This window comes from Fictibacillus phosphorivorans (assembly GCF_001619875.1).
In the GTDB taxonomy this organism is placed as follows: domain Bacteria; phylum Bacillota; class Bacilli; order Bacillales; family Fictibacillaceae; genus Fictibacillus; species Fictibacillus phosphorivorans_B.
The window spans coordinates 213,448-228,109 of record NZ_LRFC01000001.1; the positions used below are offsets into that span (position 1 = coordinate 213,448).

At 39.8% G+C, this 14,662-nt stretch carries 18 protein-coding genes; 16 read left to right on the plus strand and 2 right to left on the minus strand.

Annotated features, from left to right (window positions below; all coding sequences use genetic code 11):
- Positions 1-9: 9 nt before the first annotated feature.
- The 16 genes from egtB to AWM68_RS01135 all read left to right on the plus strand — a co-directional run bounded on the left by egtB (position 10) and on the right by AWM68_RS01135 (position 13,530).
- Entirely contained in the window at positions 10-1,284 is a 1,275-nt protein-coding gene (egtB, locus tag AWM68_RS01060; RefSeq protein WP_066236238.1) for an ergothioneine biosynthesis protein EgtB, read from the plus strand.
- A complete protein-coding gene (gene egtD, locus AWM68_RS01065) occupies positions 1,281-2,246 on the plus strand; it encodes an L-histidine N(alpha)-methyltransferase (protein WP_066236239.1) in 966 nt (321 codons plus the stop codon). Before egtB ends, egtD begins: the two co-directional genes overlap by 4 nt.
- 71 nt (positions 2,247-2,317) lie before the next feature.
- Positions 2,318-2,644, plus strand: coding sequence for a YnfA family protein (locus tag AWM68_RS01070; RefSeq protein ID WP_066236240.1), 327 nt, complete (start codon positions 2,318-2,320; stop codon positions 2,642-2,644).
- 86 nt (positions 2,645-2,730) lie between these two features.
- A complete protein-coding gene (locus AWM68_RS01075) occupies positions 2,731-3,702 on the plus strand; it encodes a ring-cleaving dioxygenase (RefSeq protein WP_066236241.1) in 972 nt (323 codons plus the stop codon).
- Positions 3,703-4,024: 322 nt separating this feature from the next.
- The gene (locus AWM68_RS01080; protein WP_066236242.1) at positions 4,025-4,963 is read left to right on the plus strand and encodes a VanW family protein; all 939 of its coding nucleotides are present in this window, start codon (positions 4,025-4,027) and stop codon (positions 4,961-4,963) included.
- Between the two features lie 53 nt (positions 4,964-5,016).
- Complete coding sequence (locus tag AWM68_RS01085; RefSeq protein ID WP_066237395.1) at positions 5,017-5,874, plus strand: MBL fold metallo-hydrolase; 858 nt, start codon at positions 5,017-5,019, stop codon at positions 5,872-5,874.
- Between the two features lie 23 nt (positions 5,875-5,897).
- On the plus strand, positions 5,898-6,668 hold the full coding sequence (locus tag AWM68_RS01090) for an alpha/beta hydrolase (protein ID WP_066236243.1): 771 nt from the start codon (positions 5,898-5,900) through the stop codon (positions 6,666-6,668).
- A gap of 16 nt (positions 6,669-6,684) precedes the next feature.
- Positions 6,685-7,143, plus strand: a complete 459-nt coding sequence (locus AWM68_RS01095) for a GNAT family N-acetyltransferase (RefSeq protein ID WP_066236244.1) — start codon at positions 6,685-6,687, stop codon at positions 7,141-7,143.
- A gap of 27 nt (positions 7,144-7,170) precedes the next feature.
- A complete protein-coding gene (locus AWM68_RS01100) occupies positions 7,171-7,923 on the plus strand; it encodes a sugar phosphate isomerase/epimerase family protein (protein ID WP_066236245.1) in 753 nt (250 codons plus the stop codon).
- Between the two features lie 14 nt (positions 7,924-7,937).
- Complete coding sequence (locus tag AWM68_RS01105; protein ID WP_066236246.1) at positions 7,938-8,342, plus strand: GNAT family N-acetyltransferase; 405 nt, start codon at positions 7,938-7,940, stop codon at positions 8,340-8,342.
- A gap of 13 nt (positions 8,343-8,355) precedes the next feature.
- Positions 8,356-8,748: a VOC family protein gene (locus AWM68_RS01110; RefSeq protein ID WP_066236247.1), complete on the plus strand. Its 393-nt coding sequence runs from the start codon at positions 8,356-8,358 to the stop codon at positions 8,746-8,748.
- Positions 8,749-9,395: 647 nt separating this feature from the next.
- Positions 9,396-11,069: a M3 family oligoendopeptidase gene (locus AWM68_RS01115; protein ID WP_066236248.1), complete on the plus strand. Its 1,674-nt coding sequence runs from the start codon at positions 9,396-9,398 to the stop codon at positions 11,067-11,069.
- A gap of 361 nt (positions 11,070-11,430) precedes the next feature.
- Positions 11,431-11,616 (plus strand): hypothetical protein, encoded by a 186-nt coding sequence (locus tag AWM68_RS01120; RefSeq protein ID WP_066236249.1) that lies wholly within the window; start codon positions 11,431-11,433, stop codon positions 11,614-11,616.
- A 191-nt stretch (positions 11,617-11,807) separates the two neighbouring features.
- On the plus strand, positions 11,808-12,560 hold the full coding sequence (locus tag AWM68_RS01125) for a gamma-glutamyl-gamma-aminobutyrate hydrolase family protein (protein ID WP_066236250.1): 753 nt from the start codon (positions 11,808-11,810) through the stop codon (positions 12,558-12,560).
- Between the two features lie 124 nt (positions 12,561-12,684).
- On the plus strand, positions 12,685-13,017 hold the full coding sequence (locus AWM68_RS01130; RefSeq protein WP_066236251.1) for a hypothetical protein: 333 nt from the start codon (positions 12,685-12,687) through the stop codon (positions 13,015-13,017).
- A 126-nt stretch (positions 13,018-13,143) separates the two neighbouring features.
- Positions 13,144-13,530 carry a gamma-glutamylcyclotransferase family protein gene (locus tag AWM68_RS01135; protein WP_066236252.1) on the plus strand — a complete coding sequence of 129 codons (387 nt, stop codon included), beginning with the start codon at positions 13,144-13,146 and terminating at the stop codon, positions 13,528-13,530.
- A gap of 58 nt (positions 13,531-13,588) precedes the next feature.
- Here AWM68_RS01135 and AWM68_RS01140 read toward each other — a convergent pair whose 3' ends face one another.
- Together AWM68_RS01140 and AWM68_RS01145 are read right to left on the minus strand one after the other, a co-directional pair.
- A complete protein-coding gene (locus tag AWM68_RS01140) occupies positions 13,589-13,816 on the minus strand; it encodes a hypothetical protein (RefSeq protein ID WP_066236253.1) in 228 nt (75 codons plus the stop codon).
- Between the two features lie 128 nt (positions 13,817-13,944).
- Positions 13,945-14,391: an OsmC family protein gene (locus AWM68_RS01145; protein ID WP_066236254.1), complete on the minus strand. Its 447-nt coding sequence runs from the start codon at positions 14,389-14,391 to the stop codon at positions 13,945-13,947.
- Positions 14,392-14,662 lie beyond the last annotated feature (271 nt).

Here is a 14,662-nt window from a genome sequence, read left to right on the forward strand (position 1 = left end):
AGGATTTTTATGGCGATCGAGCATGTAGCAGTCGAACGGTTAAGCGAGCAATTTATTAAGATCAGGTCATTATCTGAAAAACTGGCGTCCAAACTGCAGAACGAAGATACAATGATTCAGGCCATGCCTGACGTAAGTCCTCCAAAGTGGCATCTTGCCCACACAACTTGGTTTTTTGAACGGTTCATATTAAAAGAAAAGAACCCCTCTTACGTCCCTTTTAATCCGAAATTTGATTATCTTTTCAATTCTTACTATGAAACCATTGGTTCCTATCACCCTAGACATTCCCGTGGTGTGCTTTCAAGACCATCAATGAATGAAGTGTATGCGTACCGGGCTCATGTAAATGAAGGAATTCTATCTCTTTTAAAAGAATATGGAGAGCACGTGCCGCAAGAGATAGAAGATTTGATCGAGATTGGCCTTCAGCATGAGCAGCAGCATCAAGAGCTCCTTTTAACTGATGTGAAATATAACTTCAGCTGTAATCCATTGCTTCCACAATATACAGAAATGGTATCTGCCCATCAGCAAGAATCTCAATCACAGACATCCTATGTAAACATAGAAGGCGGCCTTGTGGAGATCGGCTTTACAGGCACAGGGTTCTCGTTCGATAATGAGCGTCCTCGACATAAAGTTTGGCTGAATGCTTATCAGCTAGCCTCTCATCCCGTAAGAAACGGAGAGTACCTTTCATTCATAGAAGCGGGAGGGTATGATCAGCCGGAACATTGGCTTTCTGACGGCTGGGCAGCAGTCAAAAAAGAGAAGTGGAAACACCCTCTTTATTGGCGAAAAACGGAGGATGGCTGGTACACGTTTACATTAACCGGTGAAAAAAAATTAAATTTGGACGAACCCGTTTGTCATGTAAGTTTTTACGAAGCAGATGCATTTGCAAGATGGAGCGGGAAGCGGCTGCCGACTGAAGCGGAGTGGGAGCATGCGATTGGTTCCATCCCGTTAGAAGGCAATTTTGTTGAGAGTGAAACGTATCATCCAGTCGTTGGTGAGACGCATTCGAAGTCGCCGATTAAAAAAGCATACGGAGATGTGTGGGAATGGACGAGTAGCCCGTATACTTCTTACCCTCAAAGCAAGCCGCTTGAAGGGGCACTTGGTGAGTATAACGCCAAATTCATGTGCAATCAGATGGTTTTGCGAGGTGGCTCATGTGTAACGTCTAGATCGCATATACGTCCAACGTACCGAAACTTTTTCCAAGCAGATAAAAGATGGCAGTTTAGCGGCATCCGTCTGGCGGAGGACCAGTCATGAAAACGATAAAATCAAATGTCCATTATCACGTTGGCAACGAACCTGAAACTGATATGTACAGTGAAGTGCTAAACGGATTACGATCAGAGCATAAGACCATCTCTCCTAAGTACTTTTATGACAAGAAAGGTTCAGAGCTGTTTGAAGCCATTACCATGCTCGCTGAGTATTATCCGACTCGCACTGAGCTGTTTATTTTAAATAAATATAGGGATGAGATGGCTTCTGCAATAGGCACCGATACAGCGCTCGTTGAGTTTGGAAGCGGCAGCAGTGAAAAAGTGAGAACGCTGCTGGAGGCGATGCCTGATTTAAAAGAATATGTACCGATCGACATCTCAAAAGATTTTCTCTATCAATCAGCAAGAGCACTCTCAATCGAGTATCCGCACTTACATGTTCATGCTGTTTCTGCCGATTACACGGAAAAGTTTGAACTACCAAAACTCACATCTTCTCGTAAGGCGGTTTTCTTCCCAGGGTCTACAATTGGAAACTTTGAACCCCATGAGAGGGTCAACTTTCTAAAAATGACGGCTGATTTCCTAAAACCGAACGGTGGCCTTTTAATTGGTGTAGATATGAAAAAAGATCATGCTGTCTTAAACGCAGCTTACAATGACAGCAAAGGGATAACGAGTCAGTTTAATACCAACTTGCTGAACCGGCTAAACAGAGAACTCCTCGCAGATTTTAACCTGGAACATTTCCATCATCATGCTTTTTATCACGCAGAAAAAGGCAGGATTGAAATGCATCTCGTGAGTCTCAAAAATCAAACCATAACCATCGGCAGCGAACACGTAACGTTCGCAGAAGGTGAAACCATACAAACAGAAAACTCTTATAAATTTACGATTGAGGAATTTCAAGATATTGCGAGGGATTGCGGTTTTACTCCTAAAAAGGTATGGGTAGATGAAAAGAATTGGTTCAGCATGCATTATTTGATGGTAGAATAAATTTCGGCGAAAACTCCTTTTACAGGAGTTTTTTTTGTGATGTAGAATGCGTAAAGAGGAGGTGCGAGTGTATGATAGCAGCTATATTCTTATTTATCATTGCCGGTATAGCAGAGATCGGCGGAGGATACTTGGTTTGGCTTTGGCTTCGAGAATCAAAGCCTTTTACATATGGATTGGCAGGAAGTCTTATTTTGGTTGCTTATGGTGTTATTCCCACTTTGCAAAACTTTCCGACGTTCGGTAGAGTGTATGCAGCTTACGGAGGTGTTTTTATTATTCTGGCAGTTCTATGGGGCTGGCTCGTTGATCGGAAAACGCCTGATCTCTATGACTGGATAGGAGCTGCAATCTGTTTAATCGGCGTATCTATCATGCTTTGGGCACCTAGAAGTTAATTTGTCGCGATACCCAAATCGTTTCATTGGGCATTTTCCAGACAAAAGGGGATAATAAGGAAAAAGGTATGAAGGAAGGGATCTTTATGGAACTGAAAGGTATTCACCACGTTTCTGCACTCACGGCGAAAGCGCCTGAAAACTTTAAATTTTATACAGAAGTAATGGGACTAAGGCTGATAAAAAAGACTGTGAACCAGGACGACACGAGTGTGTATCATTTGTTTTATGGTGATGAAAAAGGAAATCCCGGAACAGAACTGACGTTTTTTGAAATTCCGATGGCAGGAAGAAATCATGACGGTAATAACAGCATTTCTGCGATCTCACTTCGTGTAAAAGATGACGATGCTCTTATCTTTTGGCAAGATCGCTTGAAGCAAAACGGCATTGAAACCGACGCAATAAAAGACCGTGCAGGACGTCAGACACTAGCATTCCGAGACCTTGAAGGGCAAAGGCTGATCATGGTTTCAGATGAAAACAACAGCGGTGTTGCTGGCGGAAAGCCGTGGAGTAAGAGCACAACACCAGAAGAAAGCGCGATTATCGGCCTTGGCCCTGTAAGACTTACCGTTCCTGCGGCAGAGCCAACGGTTCAAGTCTTAACAGAACTTCTAGGTTTTCGTAAAAAAGGTACGTATGAGCCGGAAGTTGCGGGTCAGCCTGATATCATCGTACTTGAAACAGGTGAAGGCGGAAGTGGTTCAGAAATACATGTGGAAGAACGAACGGACCTACCAGGGGAACGTTTGGGTCGCGGGGGCGTCCATCATGTGGCGTTCAGAGTAGATAATGAAGATGAGCTTAGGAATTGGATCGAAAAAGTAAAAACATCTAGATTTCCGAACTCGGGATTTGTGGATCGCTTTTACTTTAAGTCATTGTACTTCCGTGAGCCGAATCGAATTCTATTTGAACTCGCAACAGATGGTCCTGGATTTGATACGGATGAAGATTTAGAGCATCTCGGTGAGTCTTTGGCGCTGCCTCCATTCTTAGAGCCTCAACGTGCAGAAATCGAAGCGAAACTAAAGCCTCTTGATACAAAGCAATAATTAATGAGAAACGCTTGAGTCATTCGTTGACTCAGGCGTTTTTTTGGTAAGTTGTTTGGGGTGGGGTTTAGAGCAGGCAATGGATTTGGTTTGTTGTAAACTCGCGGGTAATTGAGCAAAACTCGCGGAATTATCACAATAACTCGCGGGAAAAAAAACTAATTTCAAGGATTAATTCATAAATTTCATGAATTAGAGGTGTCAATACTCTGGCTGGTATCATGGATTGCCTCCATTTTTATCCTTTAAAAATGTAATAAAAATTTCATTTTAGGAAAAAGTAAAAAACGCTAGGAATAAAACGGCGATGGAGGTTTTTCTCATGTTATTAGCTTGGTTTACCGGACTTTTACTACTATCACATCCTGTTCAATCACCAGATACACTAACGGTGAACCAGCAGGGAAAGACGATCGCTGAAATCAATCGTGAACAATTTACAGCACCCATTCCGGGGATACCTATGATAGATGAAACAAAACTTTCTTCATTCCTCGAACTCCTTGATAAACGATCCTTTAAAGCACCGATTAATGCAAAACTTAATGATTATGGTGGAATAGTACCAGGAGAAGTAGGTTATCGGCTGAATCGCAGCGTATTCAAGGAAAAGTTCTATACCTATTTTTTTTCAAAAGGGCCGCAAAAGTTGGATGTACCTGAAATGAACATCTACCCAAAAGTGGATACAGAGGTTCTGGCACATATAAAAACGCAGCAGATCGGCCACTATGTTACATATTTCAATTCAAATAATAAAAGCAGAACCACAAACATCGAACTGGCTGCAAAAGCCTTGGATAGTCATGTTGTCTTTCCAAATGAGACTTTTTCATTTAACAAAGTGGTGGGAAGAAGAACAACTGCAAAAGGATATAAAAGTGCACCGATTATTGTAAGAGGTGAATTGTCAGAAGGGGTAGGAGGCGGAATCTGTCAGGTTTCATCTACTTTGTTTAATGCGGTTGATCGCGCAGGATTGCGGATTGTTCAGCGTTACTCTCACAGCAAACGCGTTCCCTATGTTCCTTCAGGCCGGGACGCAACTGTTAGCTGGTACGGACCAGATTTTCAATTTCAAAACAAATACAACCAGCCTATCTTGATCCGAGCAAAACGTTATGGAGGAAGTTTAGTAATAAAATTGTATTCCTCTGAGATTCTTAAAGAAAAAACAAGAAAAGTGCCAAATGCACCAACGAACATACCTGAAGAAATTCATATTGAACAAGATGTACATCTTTCTAACCCTAAGAGATAATTTGAAGTACAATAATGTAAAACAAGGTTTATAAATGGGGAGAGATGGATGTTTTGCAGAGACTTGAAAAACTCACAAACCGCTTTTGGTATCAAACACCTGTTTCTGAAACAGATCGTCCGATCTTAGGAGCAGTAGTAGGAAATGACAGAACATTAATGATTGATGCTGGAAACTCTGAGGATCATGCACACTATTTTTTAGAAGAACTTAAAAAGAACAATATACCAGATCCTAGCCTTATCGTTATTACGCATTGGCATTGGGACCATATCTTTGGTCTGTCAGCATTGAACATACCATCGATTGCTTCTAACATGACGAAAACAAATATGGAGAAGCTGCTTCCATATTCTTGGTGTGATAAAGCAATTGATGAACGGGTTGAACAAGGGATTGAAATTGAATTTTGTGCAGAGGCGATCAAAAAAGAATTTCCAAAACACCGCAATATCAGTATTGAACTGCCAACAATCACGTTTCACGAAAAACTGGAGATCGATCTTGGCGGAGTAACGTGCATACTTCAGCATGTAGGAGGCGACCACACTCCAGACTCTATCATCGTCTACATAAAAGAAGAGAAAATCTTATTTCTAGCAGATTGCATGTATGCCAATATGTACGCACCAAAAAATAATTATACGGCAGAAAAAGTTTTACGGCTATTAGATCTTGTAGAGTCGTATGACGCAGAATTTTATATTTTTTCACATTGGAAACCTGCAACGAAGCAAGAGTTTGAGAGTGAAGCATCCCTTTTGAGAAACCTTGCCACCCTTACTCAAAAACATAGAGGTAATATTCAAGGCATTACAGAAGAATATAGGGGAGAAGCGGGTCGTGAATTAACGGAAGATGAAATGGAAACCATCCAATTTTTTGTTAACGGCTATGAGCTAAACAACTAGATTGATAGAATAGGAGACTTTTAATGATTCAAGAATTTAAGGTAAAGATTGAACAGTTTGAAGGTTTAGAAAGACAAATTCGTGTATGTTTGCCGTACGATTATGAAGAAAAAGAAGAGAGCTACCCTGTGCTTTATATGCATGACGGTCAGAACCTTTTTAGGGATGAAGATGCGAGCTACGGTGTATCGTGGGGACTTGCTGATTTTTTAGAGAAAAGTAAAACACCTCTCATCATCGTTGGAATCGATTGCAATCACGAAGGATTCCAGCGTTTAAATGAATATGGGCCATGGGAAAATCCGACTGTTGGACCTGAACTTCTAAAGATTGAAGGTGTATATGGAGGAAAGGGTGAAGCATATATCGAGTTTCTTCTTCATACGCTTAAACCTTTAATCGATGAAAAATACAGAACAAAACCGGAAGAAACTTTGCTTGCAGGAAGTTCAATGGGCGGCTTGATCTCAACATATGCCATGTGCCGCTATCCTCACGTTTTTAGCCGGGTGGCAAGCCTGTCTTCGGCGTTTTGGTTCAACCAAAAAGAGATTGAAAGTTTAATTCGAAAAAGTGATTTAAACGGGCTGCAAACGTTTTACATGGATATTGGAACAGACGAGGATACCTCAAAAGTGGATGCGAACCATTATATCCGCTCTTCAGAAACGGTATATGAAGTGTTTAAGAAAAAAGGAATTGATGTACGGTTTGACATCATTGAAGGCGGAAAACACCATGAATCAGCTTGGCGCGAACGAATGCCTGAGATCATTCATTATTTGATGAAGTAAAGGGAGTGAAAAGGCGTTGATTACATTTGAAAGAATGAACAACAAACAGTTTAAGGAATACCTGGAGTTCATGATGCCAGATTATATTCAAGATACATCAACTCACTATATGATGACGAAGAAGCAAGCAACTGAAAAAGCAGAAAAGCAAATGGAAAGCCTTCTTCCAGATCAAGAGAAAACAGAAGGGCAACACTTCTTTCACATAAAAAGCGGCGAGCAAATCGCAGGCTATCTGTGGTTTCATGTCTCAAAGGAAGAGAAGACCGCCTTTTTATATCACATCTATATTTTGGAGAACTTTCGAAAGCAAGGAATAGCAAAAACATCACTACGATTCTTTGAAAATGAATCCAAAGATGAAGGAGCAGAATATTGTGGCCTGCATGTCTTTGGAACGAATGAGAATGCGATTGAACTTTATCGAAAGCTAGGATACAAACAAGCATCGATATCAATGAACAAAGTTTTGTAAACGGTTAAAAAAGGAGAGCACTCTAACATGCGAAAAATTGGTTTGCAGCTATACTCTATACAATCAGAAGCGGAAAAGAATTTGTTAGACACGTTATCAAAAGTAAAAGCGATGGGTTATGACAGTGTTCAGTTTGCAGGACTTTTTGGCATATCTCCTAAAGAAGTGAAAAAGGTTCTCGACGCGAACGACTTAACGGTTGCGGGCGCTCATATTCCGCTTCAGCAATTTTCTGGGGAAGCTTTTAAAAAGCAGATGGAAGATCAGCTGGTTTTGGGAAATGACTTGATGATCATGCCGTATTTAACGGACGAACAAAGACAATCCATAGATGATTATAAGCGGGTTGCGGAAGTATTGAACGAAGCTGGATACAGAAGCAAAGAGTTCGGCATTCGCGTTGCTTATCATAACCATGATTTTGAATTTTATGAGCTGGATGGAAATCTTCCGTTCGATGTGATTTACCGGGAAACTGATCCTGAATTGGTCAAAATGGAACTTGATACGTATTGGGCAAAATTTGCTGGCTATGAACCTGAAGAACTTCTGAATACGTACCGTAACCGCTGTGTGTCCTTTCATTTGAAAGATATGACAGAGAAAAACGGTCAGAAGCAGAGTACGATTGCAGGGTCAGGCAAGTTGGATTTAAAGGGTTTCCTGAAGTTAGCTGACGAACAAAAAGTTGATTATTGTGTGATCGAGCAGGAACACTTTGAAGGAAATGTATTAGCGGAAGTAGAAAAAGGAGTGCAGAACGTTAAGGCGCTTTTATAAGGGAGACTGCAAACGTGGAAGGTGTAAAATTTGTTCCCTATAGTGAAGAGCAGTTTGATGCCATTCAAGAGCTGAACAAGATTGAAGGCTGGACACAGCTCGTTGAACGCAATGAAGAAACAAAAGCCGCATGGAGAAATTCGAACGTGGCATATGTCATGTTGAAGGATGAGACGGTAGTGGGCTATGTTCGTGGATTAACAGATGGACATGTTTCGCTGTACATTTGCGAGATGCTGATTTCAAAATCCTATAGAGGAATGGGATTAGGTAGTGAATTACTAACATTTGTTCATAGCAAGCATCCTCGAACACGCATGGAAATGCTTGCATCAAGCACATCGCATACTTTTTATGAGTCACAAAGCTTTAGGCCATTCTATGGTTTTCGGAAAACGTTTGAAGAAATTATTTCTTAGGAGGCGTTTTACAATGAGTGAAAAAGTAACGAGTATTGCCCCGATTCAGAGTCACATCAACAACGTATTTGTCCACGTATCAGATTTGAAGAAGTCTGTGGAATGGTATGCCAAACTTATAGGGATAACGATTGATACGAGTGAAGTGAGCTCTCCTGTTCATAACATTCCAGTGACCGGACAAACAGGGTTGTCTCTTGATGACCACACGTTTGACCCTTCTTTTCACCGAGCGCCAGGAACAGGACCAATGTTTAATCTATATGCTCCCGACATTGATGCAGCTTATGCAGACATCAAGGAAAAGAACTTGAACGTTGTACGTGAAATCGAGTGGCACGGAGAAGTGGCTTGGTTCAATGTAGAAGATCCAGACGGAAACGTGGTTATGGTTTGTAATTGCTGATGTCAGTAGGAAAGTGTAAGTGGAGAGTAAAAATGGCAGAGTGGACAGTAAATCAGCTAAAGTGGACAGTAAAACTCGAAAAGTGGACAGTATTTTTGTAAAAGTCGTCAGTAAACACCTTTGAGGCGTCTGGGCATGCAGGCAGTTTATTGTTGGTGAAGATAATCTGTCGGATTTGAAGATTATTTTGTCGGATTGATCAACTAATCTGTCCAATCTACAACATAATCTGTCCATTTCAGCCAATAATCTGTCCAATTCTAATTAAACTGACCAAAAGGGTACGTAAAGTGCACTTGTGGTCAGTTTTTGTGTTTTAAGGAATGCTGAATAATAGTTGCTATAGACTATTGCATCCCTTTTTAGAACTGGCGGGCAGTCCGAAAAGTGGAAGTGGCTCGTTCAGCCCCGACAAACAAAAGGTGAAGGGGCTAGCAAGGCGCACTTTGCCTTTTAACCCATTTAGCTTTTGATCTCGAGGGGCTAGCCACCACCTACCCCGCGGAAAGCGAGCACCTGGAGCGGAAATCAACTACTTTAAAGATCATCAATGTTTGCGAAAAAGCCGTGTATTTAAACATTCCATCTATCGAGAATTTTCCTATTTGTGGTAAAATTAAGGCAGAACTAGTCGGGAGGGATCGATAATGAACGATCAGAAATTGGAGCTTTTTAAGAAAGAGTTCGAAAATCTTGTAAGCGTTAACATAACATCAGTTGAAGACTTAAAATCTTTTTTATTACAGCAAAAGAAAGTGTATGAAAGAGAAGAAGAAAAGATGCTCAGGCATTATATCGCTTTTCAATGCCAAAGTGATAGCGATGAAATCAAACAACAATTTGAATACGACCAGCAGCATATCAAGCCTTTGTTTAAAAAATATCAATCTCTACTAGATGAAAAAGTTTTAGAGTCTCCGTTTCTAGCAGAGCTTCCTGATACCGAATACGGGGAGTACAAAAAGAAACTGAGAACGCAGTTTGCACTTTTTCAAGAAGCGAATTTAGATATTGAAAAACAAGAAGATGCTCTCGTTAACCAATATTTTGAGATCACAGGGGGATTAACGGCTAACTGGGAAGGAAAAGAAGTGACGATTAGTGAGCTGTTCACTCACTTTAGAGACACTAACCGAAATATACGGAAAAACGCAATGGAAGCTCTGTATGACCCGATCTTAAAGAAGGAGGAAAAGCTGCAAAGCATACTGGACGAGCTTATAGAGCTGCGAATAAAAAAAGCAGAAAATGCTGGATTAAATGGTTTTGCAGATTATATGTTTAAGAAATATTACCGGTTTGACTACACGCCTGAAGACTGCACACAGCTTGCTGAATCCATCCGTGAACATGTTATTCCGCTCGCACTTCAACTTCAAAAGGAACATAAAAAAGAGATTGGACTTGATGATTACAAACCGTGGGATGTTAGAGCGGTGCCTCATAACAGAAAACCGTTAAAACCAGTGGATACGGATGTTGAATTAATCAATAAATCAGCAAAAGTACTGGCTGAACTTGATCCTGTGTTCGGCTCTCTTGTACATGATATGAATGAAAAGAAACTGTTTGATTTAACAAGCAGAAAAGGAAAAGCGCAAGGTGGTTTTTGTGAGAACCTGCCAGAGACAGGTCTTCCATTTATTTTTATGAACCTGACAAAGACTGATGGAGACCTCGTTGTTTTCATGCATGAGATGGGTCATGCCATTCATGATTTATTAAAGAGAGATCTCGAGTTATATTCGTATAAACAAATCCCCATGGAGTCGGCTGAGCTAGCTAGTATGAGTATGGAACTTTTCACAATGAACCGCTGGGATGAGTTCTACAAAACGGAAGAAGAATTAAATCGTGCGAAGAAAGACCAGCTGAAGAGCGCCATAATGAGCCTGCCTTATATTATGGTAATCGATCAATTTCAGCACTGGCTCTACAAGCATCCAAATCATACTTGGAAAGAACGCACGAAGAAATTTGGTGAACTGAAAGATCGATACGATGCATCGATCATAGATTGGAAGGGGCATGAAGACTGGAAAGAAAAAGGCTGGTTATACACGCTTCACATTTATGAAGTTCCATTTTACTTTATTGAATACGCGATCTCTCAGTTAGGGGCACTTCAACTATACAAAAACTATAAAGAAAATCCTGAAGAAACGATTTCCAAGTATAAACAAGCATTATCGCTCGGCAGCTCTAAACCACTTCCAGAAGTTTATGAAGCAGCGGGAATAAAACTGGATTTCTCGTCAAAAACAATTGCTGAACTTATGGAGTTTGTCGCGAAAGAACTGGATCTGCTGACTATAAGTTAACTAAAATGACAAATATTTAATGAATTTAAATAAATTAAAGGTATTGAGTAAGTTGAATAGAACTATATGGATAAGGCGCACTTTATAGAAATTTCTAGGAAGTAAAGAGGTGTCCATAAATTCTTGTCATAACCGGTTGGTGAGAGAGTAATTAGTTGTTTGCCGACAAACCTAATCCGATATTGAGCCGGACTCTATTCCCAGTGATCAAAGGAGATTGTATGCTGGATTCTCAATAACGAGAGTATAATATGCACGTTTAATCATACGTTAAAGGATTGATTTTCCTTACAGAGGGAAAATAAAGTTAAATGGCATATTGCATATGGAGCAAATATTCGGATTACGAGGGGTGAAAGGTATGAGAAAACCGGATGATGAAAAATTATGGGACACTGGCACATCAGATTTTGAAGAAGGCGATAGGATCACCTTTCACAATACCGGACAAGGTGTTGAGAAAACCTATACAGTTAAACGAGTGAAAGAGAACGGTGACATAGAATTGGTATATTCGGTAAAAAAAACAAGACCGCCTATGCAATAAATGGAACAGAATTCATAGTAAAACAGCTCACAGTTTTTTGTGGGTTGTTTTTATTTTATATTCCATAAAAAGGATTGTTGAGGCGAATAATTGGATAATAATAATTGAAATGATAAATTATGGGTGTTTATAAGTCATGCAGGACGGTTAAATATGAGAAAAACCAGTTTATTTGAGAGGAAGTTTATCATATGGCACATAAACCATTAATAGGACTTACGAGTACAGTTATGTCCATCAACACAATTGAAACACAAAATGAAAATGTGGATACAATCGTTGTCTATAATAAATTTGCAGAAACAGTAAGAGAAGCAGGTGGTTATCCGATTGTTATCCCAATGGGAAAGCCCGAAGAAGCTGAATTCTATGCCAACTTGTGTGATGGCATCATCTTTACAGGGGGTGAAGACATCAGTTCGATCACATACGGACATGAACCTCATCCAAAAGTTAAAAAGGTTAACAAACATCGAGACGATTTTGAAATTGAACTGGTAAAAAAAGCCCGTGAAAATGAAAAAGCCATTCTAGCGATGTGCCGAGGTTACCATTTATTAAACGTAAGCTATGGCGGGACAATTGTGCAAGATGTAGAGAGTGAGTTTTCTGATAGCATCAACCATTTTCAGCAATCTGCAACTCGGACAGAACCTACTCACACAGTAGCCTTAGAAGAAGACAGTAAACTATATGAAATCGTAGGTGAAAAGGAAGTTGCCGTAAATAGCTTCCATCATCAAGCGATTGGGGAAGTCGGAAAAGGGCTTCGAGTGGCGGCTAGAGCGGCAGATGGTGTAATTGAGGCATTAGAGCTTGAAGATAAGAATAAAACATTCTTGTTAGGTACTCAATGGCATCCTGAAGAATTGAGACATGAAAATAAAAACATGATGGCAATCATTACAACGTTTATTAAAGAAGCAAGTAAAAATAACAAGTAATATAAAACAAATCCTCTCTTTCGCGGGAGGTTTTTTTATGAAGAAGAATGGGGATTTTATACAAAAGGAAACTTTTTCAATCCATAAACGTAAAGTAACATAGAAACTTTGAGGAGGCTGTCTCATGAACCTTTCGAGACTTTTTAAAATAATAACGGGTGGAATTGAAGCATTTCTAGGCATCCCTTTTTTAGGAGGAGCTATTATCCTCGCTTCTGCATGGGGGCCGTTGCAATTCATGTTCGTTCTGCATTTAATCACCCTTATCATTTGTATCGTTCAAAAAGAAAGATTTACTGGCAGTATATTAGGACTCATTACTTCTGTGGTAGGATATGTGCCATTTGTTGGTATGGCCATGCACATTGTAACGGCTATTGTACTATTATTTGATGCTGCGAGAGGGAGCCGCAAAAAGAAAAATGAGCATGTCATCGATGTAAGAAAAGGGTATTAAATGAAAGTCTAAATAACAAAAACTTTCAACCATCTAGACGGGTTGAAAGTTTTTTAATTGTTGTTAAGCTTATGGTTATGAGGAATCTTTTTTCGAAGTGATCATGTTTTTGAGGCAGGTGAGAGTATGAAAAAACTTCTTGTGTTTGTTTATGGAACTCTTAGAAAAGGTGGAAGTAATGACCACTATTTAAATGAGGCAGTATGTGTAGAGCAAAAATGTTTTACGGAAGGACAGCTTTACGATACAGGATGTGGCTACCCAGCGTTAATTGTTGAGAAAGGAAAATGGGTAACTGGTGAGTTATATGAGGTCACACCTGATGAATTAAATCGTTTAGATGGACTTGAAGACTACGAGGAAAACGGATCTAACAATCTCTACGATCGCATTATTGCTAAAATTAGAACATTAAATGGTGAGGTTGAAGCGCTCCTATACATAATGAAGAAAAAAGAGATGCATTTTTTACCGATTTCAGAGAATGATTGGTTGAAGTATCTTAATACATAAACAAAAAAGAGGTTGGCATTTAATAGCCAGCCTCCTTTATTATTATGAGAAATCTTCTCTATTTAGCAATCAAGGTATTGATACAATGAACAGCTGAGTCGACGTCATTAAACCGCTGAAGGGAGTTTGTTTCAATCTGAATCACTTCAAACGATTCATCACCTTTTAAATACTTTACAGAAAAAACGGCGGCGTTGTTTTGACTAAAGGTGTGAGTAATGTCCGATTCAATATACTGTTTGTTCTGTAAGTTTAATAGAATGGCTTTCACATCGTGTTGGTTCATGATACATCGTCCCCTTTCTATTATGGGGGAACTTGTTAGGAACCCAAATAATATTTTCCTTTCTTAACATTTATGCTAACATAAGTATTTTGGTAAGTACAGGCAGCGAAGGTCCTGTTCTTACAAAATCACTGTTTTTTTATCGTCAAAATGACCTCTACTTCGACATTACCTTTCAATGCCCGCGAAATCATACACGAATTCTCAGCTTTTATGGCGAGTCTTTGTATCATTGTCGAAATATCTTTTGACGGGTTCTGTTTGATAGTGACGACAGGACGATGAATGATCTTTTGATAAGTAATGACCCCGTTCGTTACATCGACAATTCCTTCAGATTCCATCGATAAATCGAGCTTTTCAATCTTACTTCTTTCCATCATGGCAGCTAGCGTAATGATATAGCATGTTGCAGCCGCCCCAAGAAGCATTTCATCCGGATTTGTGCCAATCCCGGGTCCGTCCATTTCAGGTGGGATCGATACCGCTGTTTGCAGATTCTTCGTCTCAATCTTTCCAGAATCATTTCTGCCACCCGGCCAATGTGCGGTTAAGTGAAAAACATGTTCTGCCATTTACCATTCACCTCTTTTTATCTCTACTTACAGTTTAAAGGATGAGAAGTCATTCGTCACATTATGTGTTTATTGCCGTCATTTTGATTAGGAAATAAAGTACGACGCAGCATGGAGAAAAACAAAACACCTTATGGAGGGATCAAGAAATACAGAAAACACCCTGTACAAATGAGGAGATTTAGCTAAGGAAATAAATTGTTGAGGGACTGTTCCTCATGTATACTTAATTTTATTAAGTATACATAAGGGTGTAAGGTTAGGAGATGGC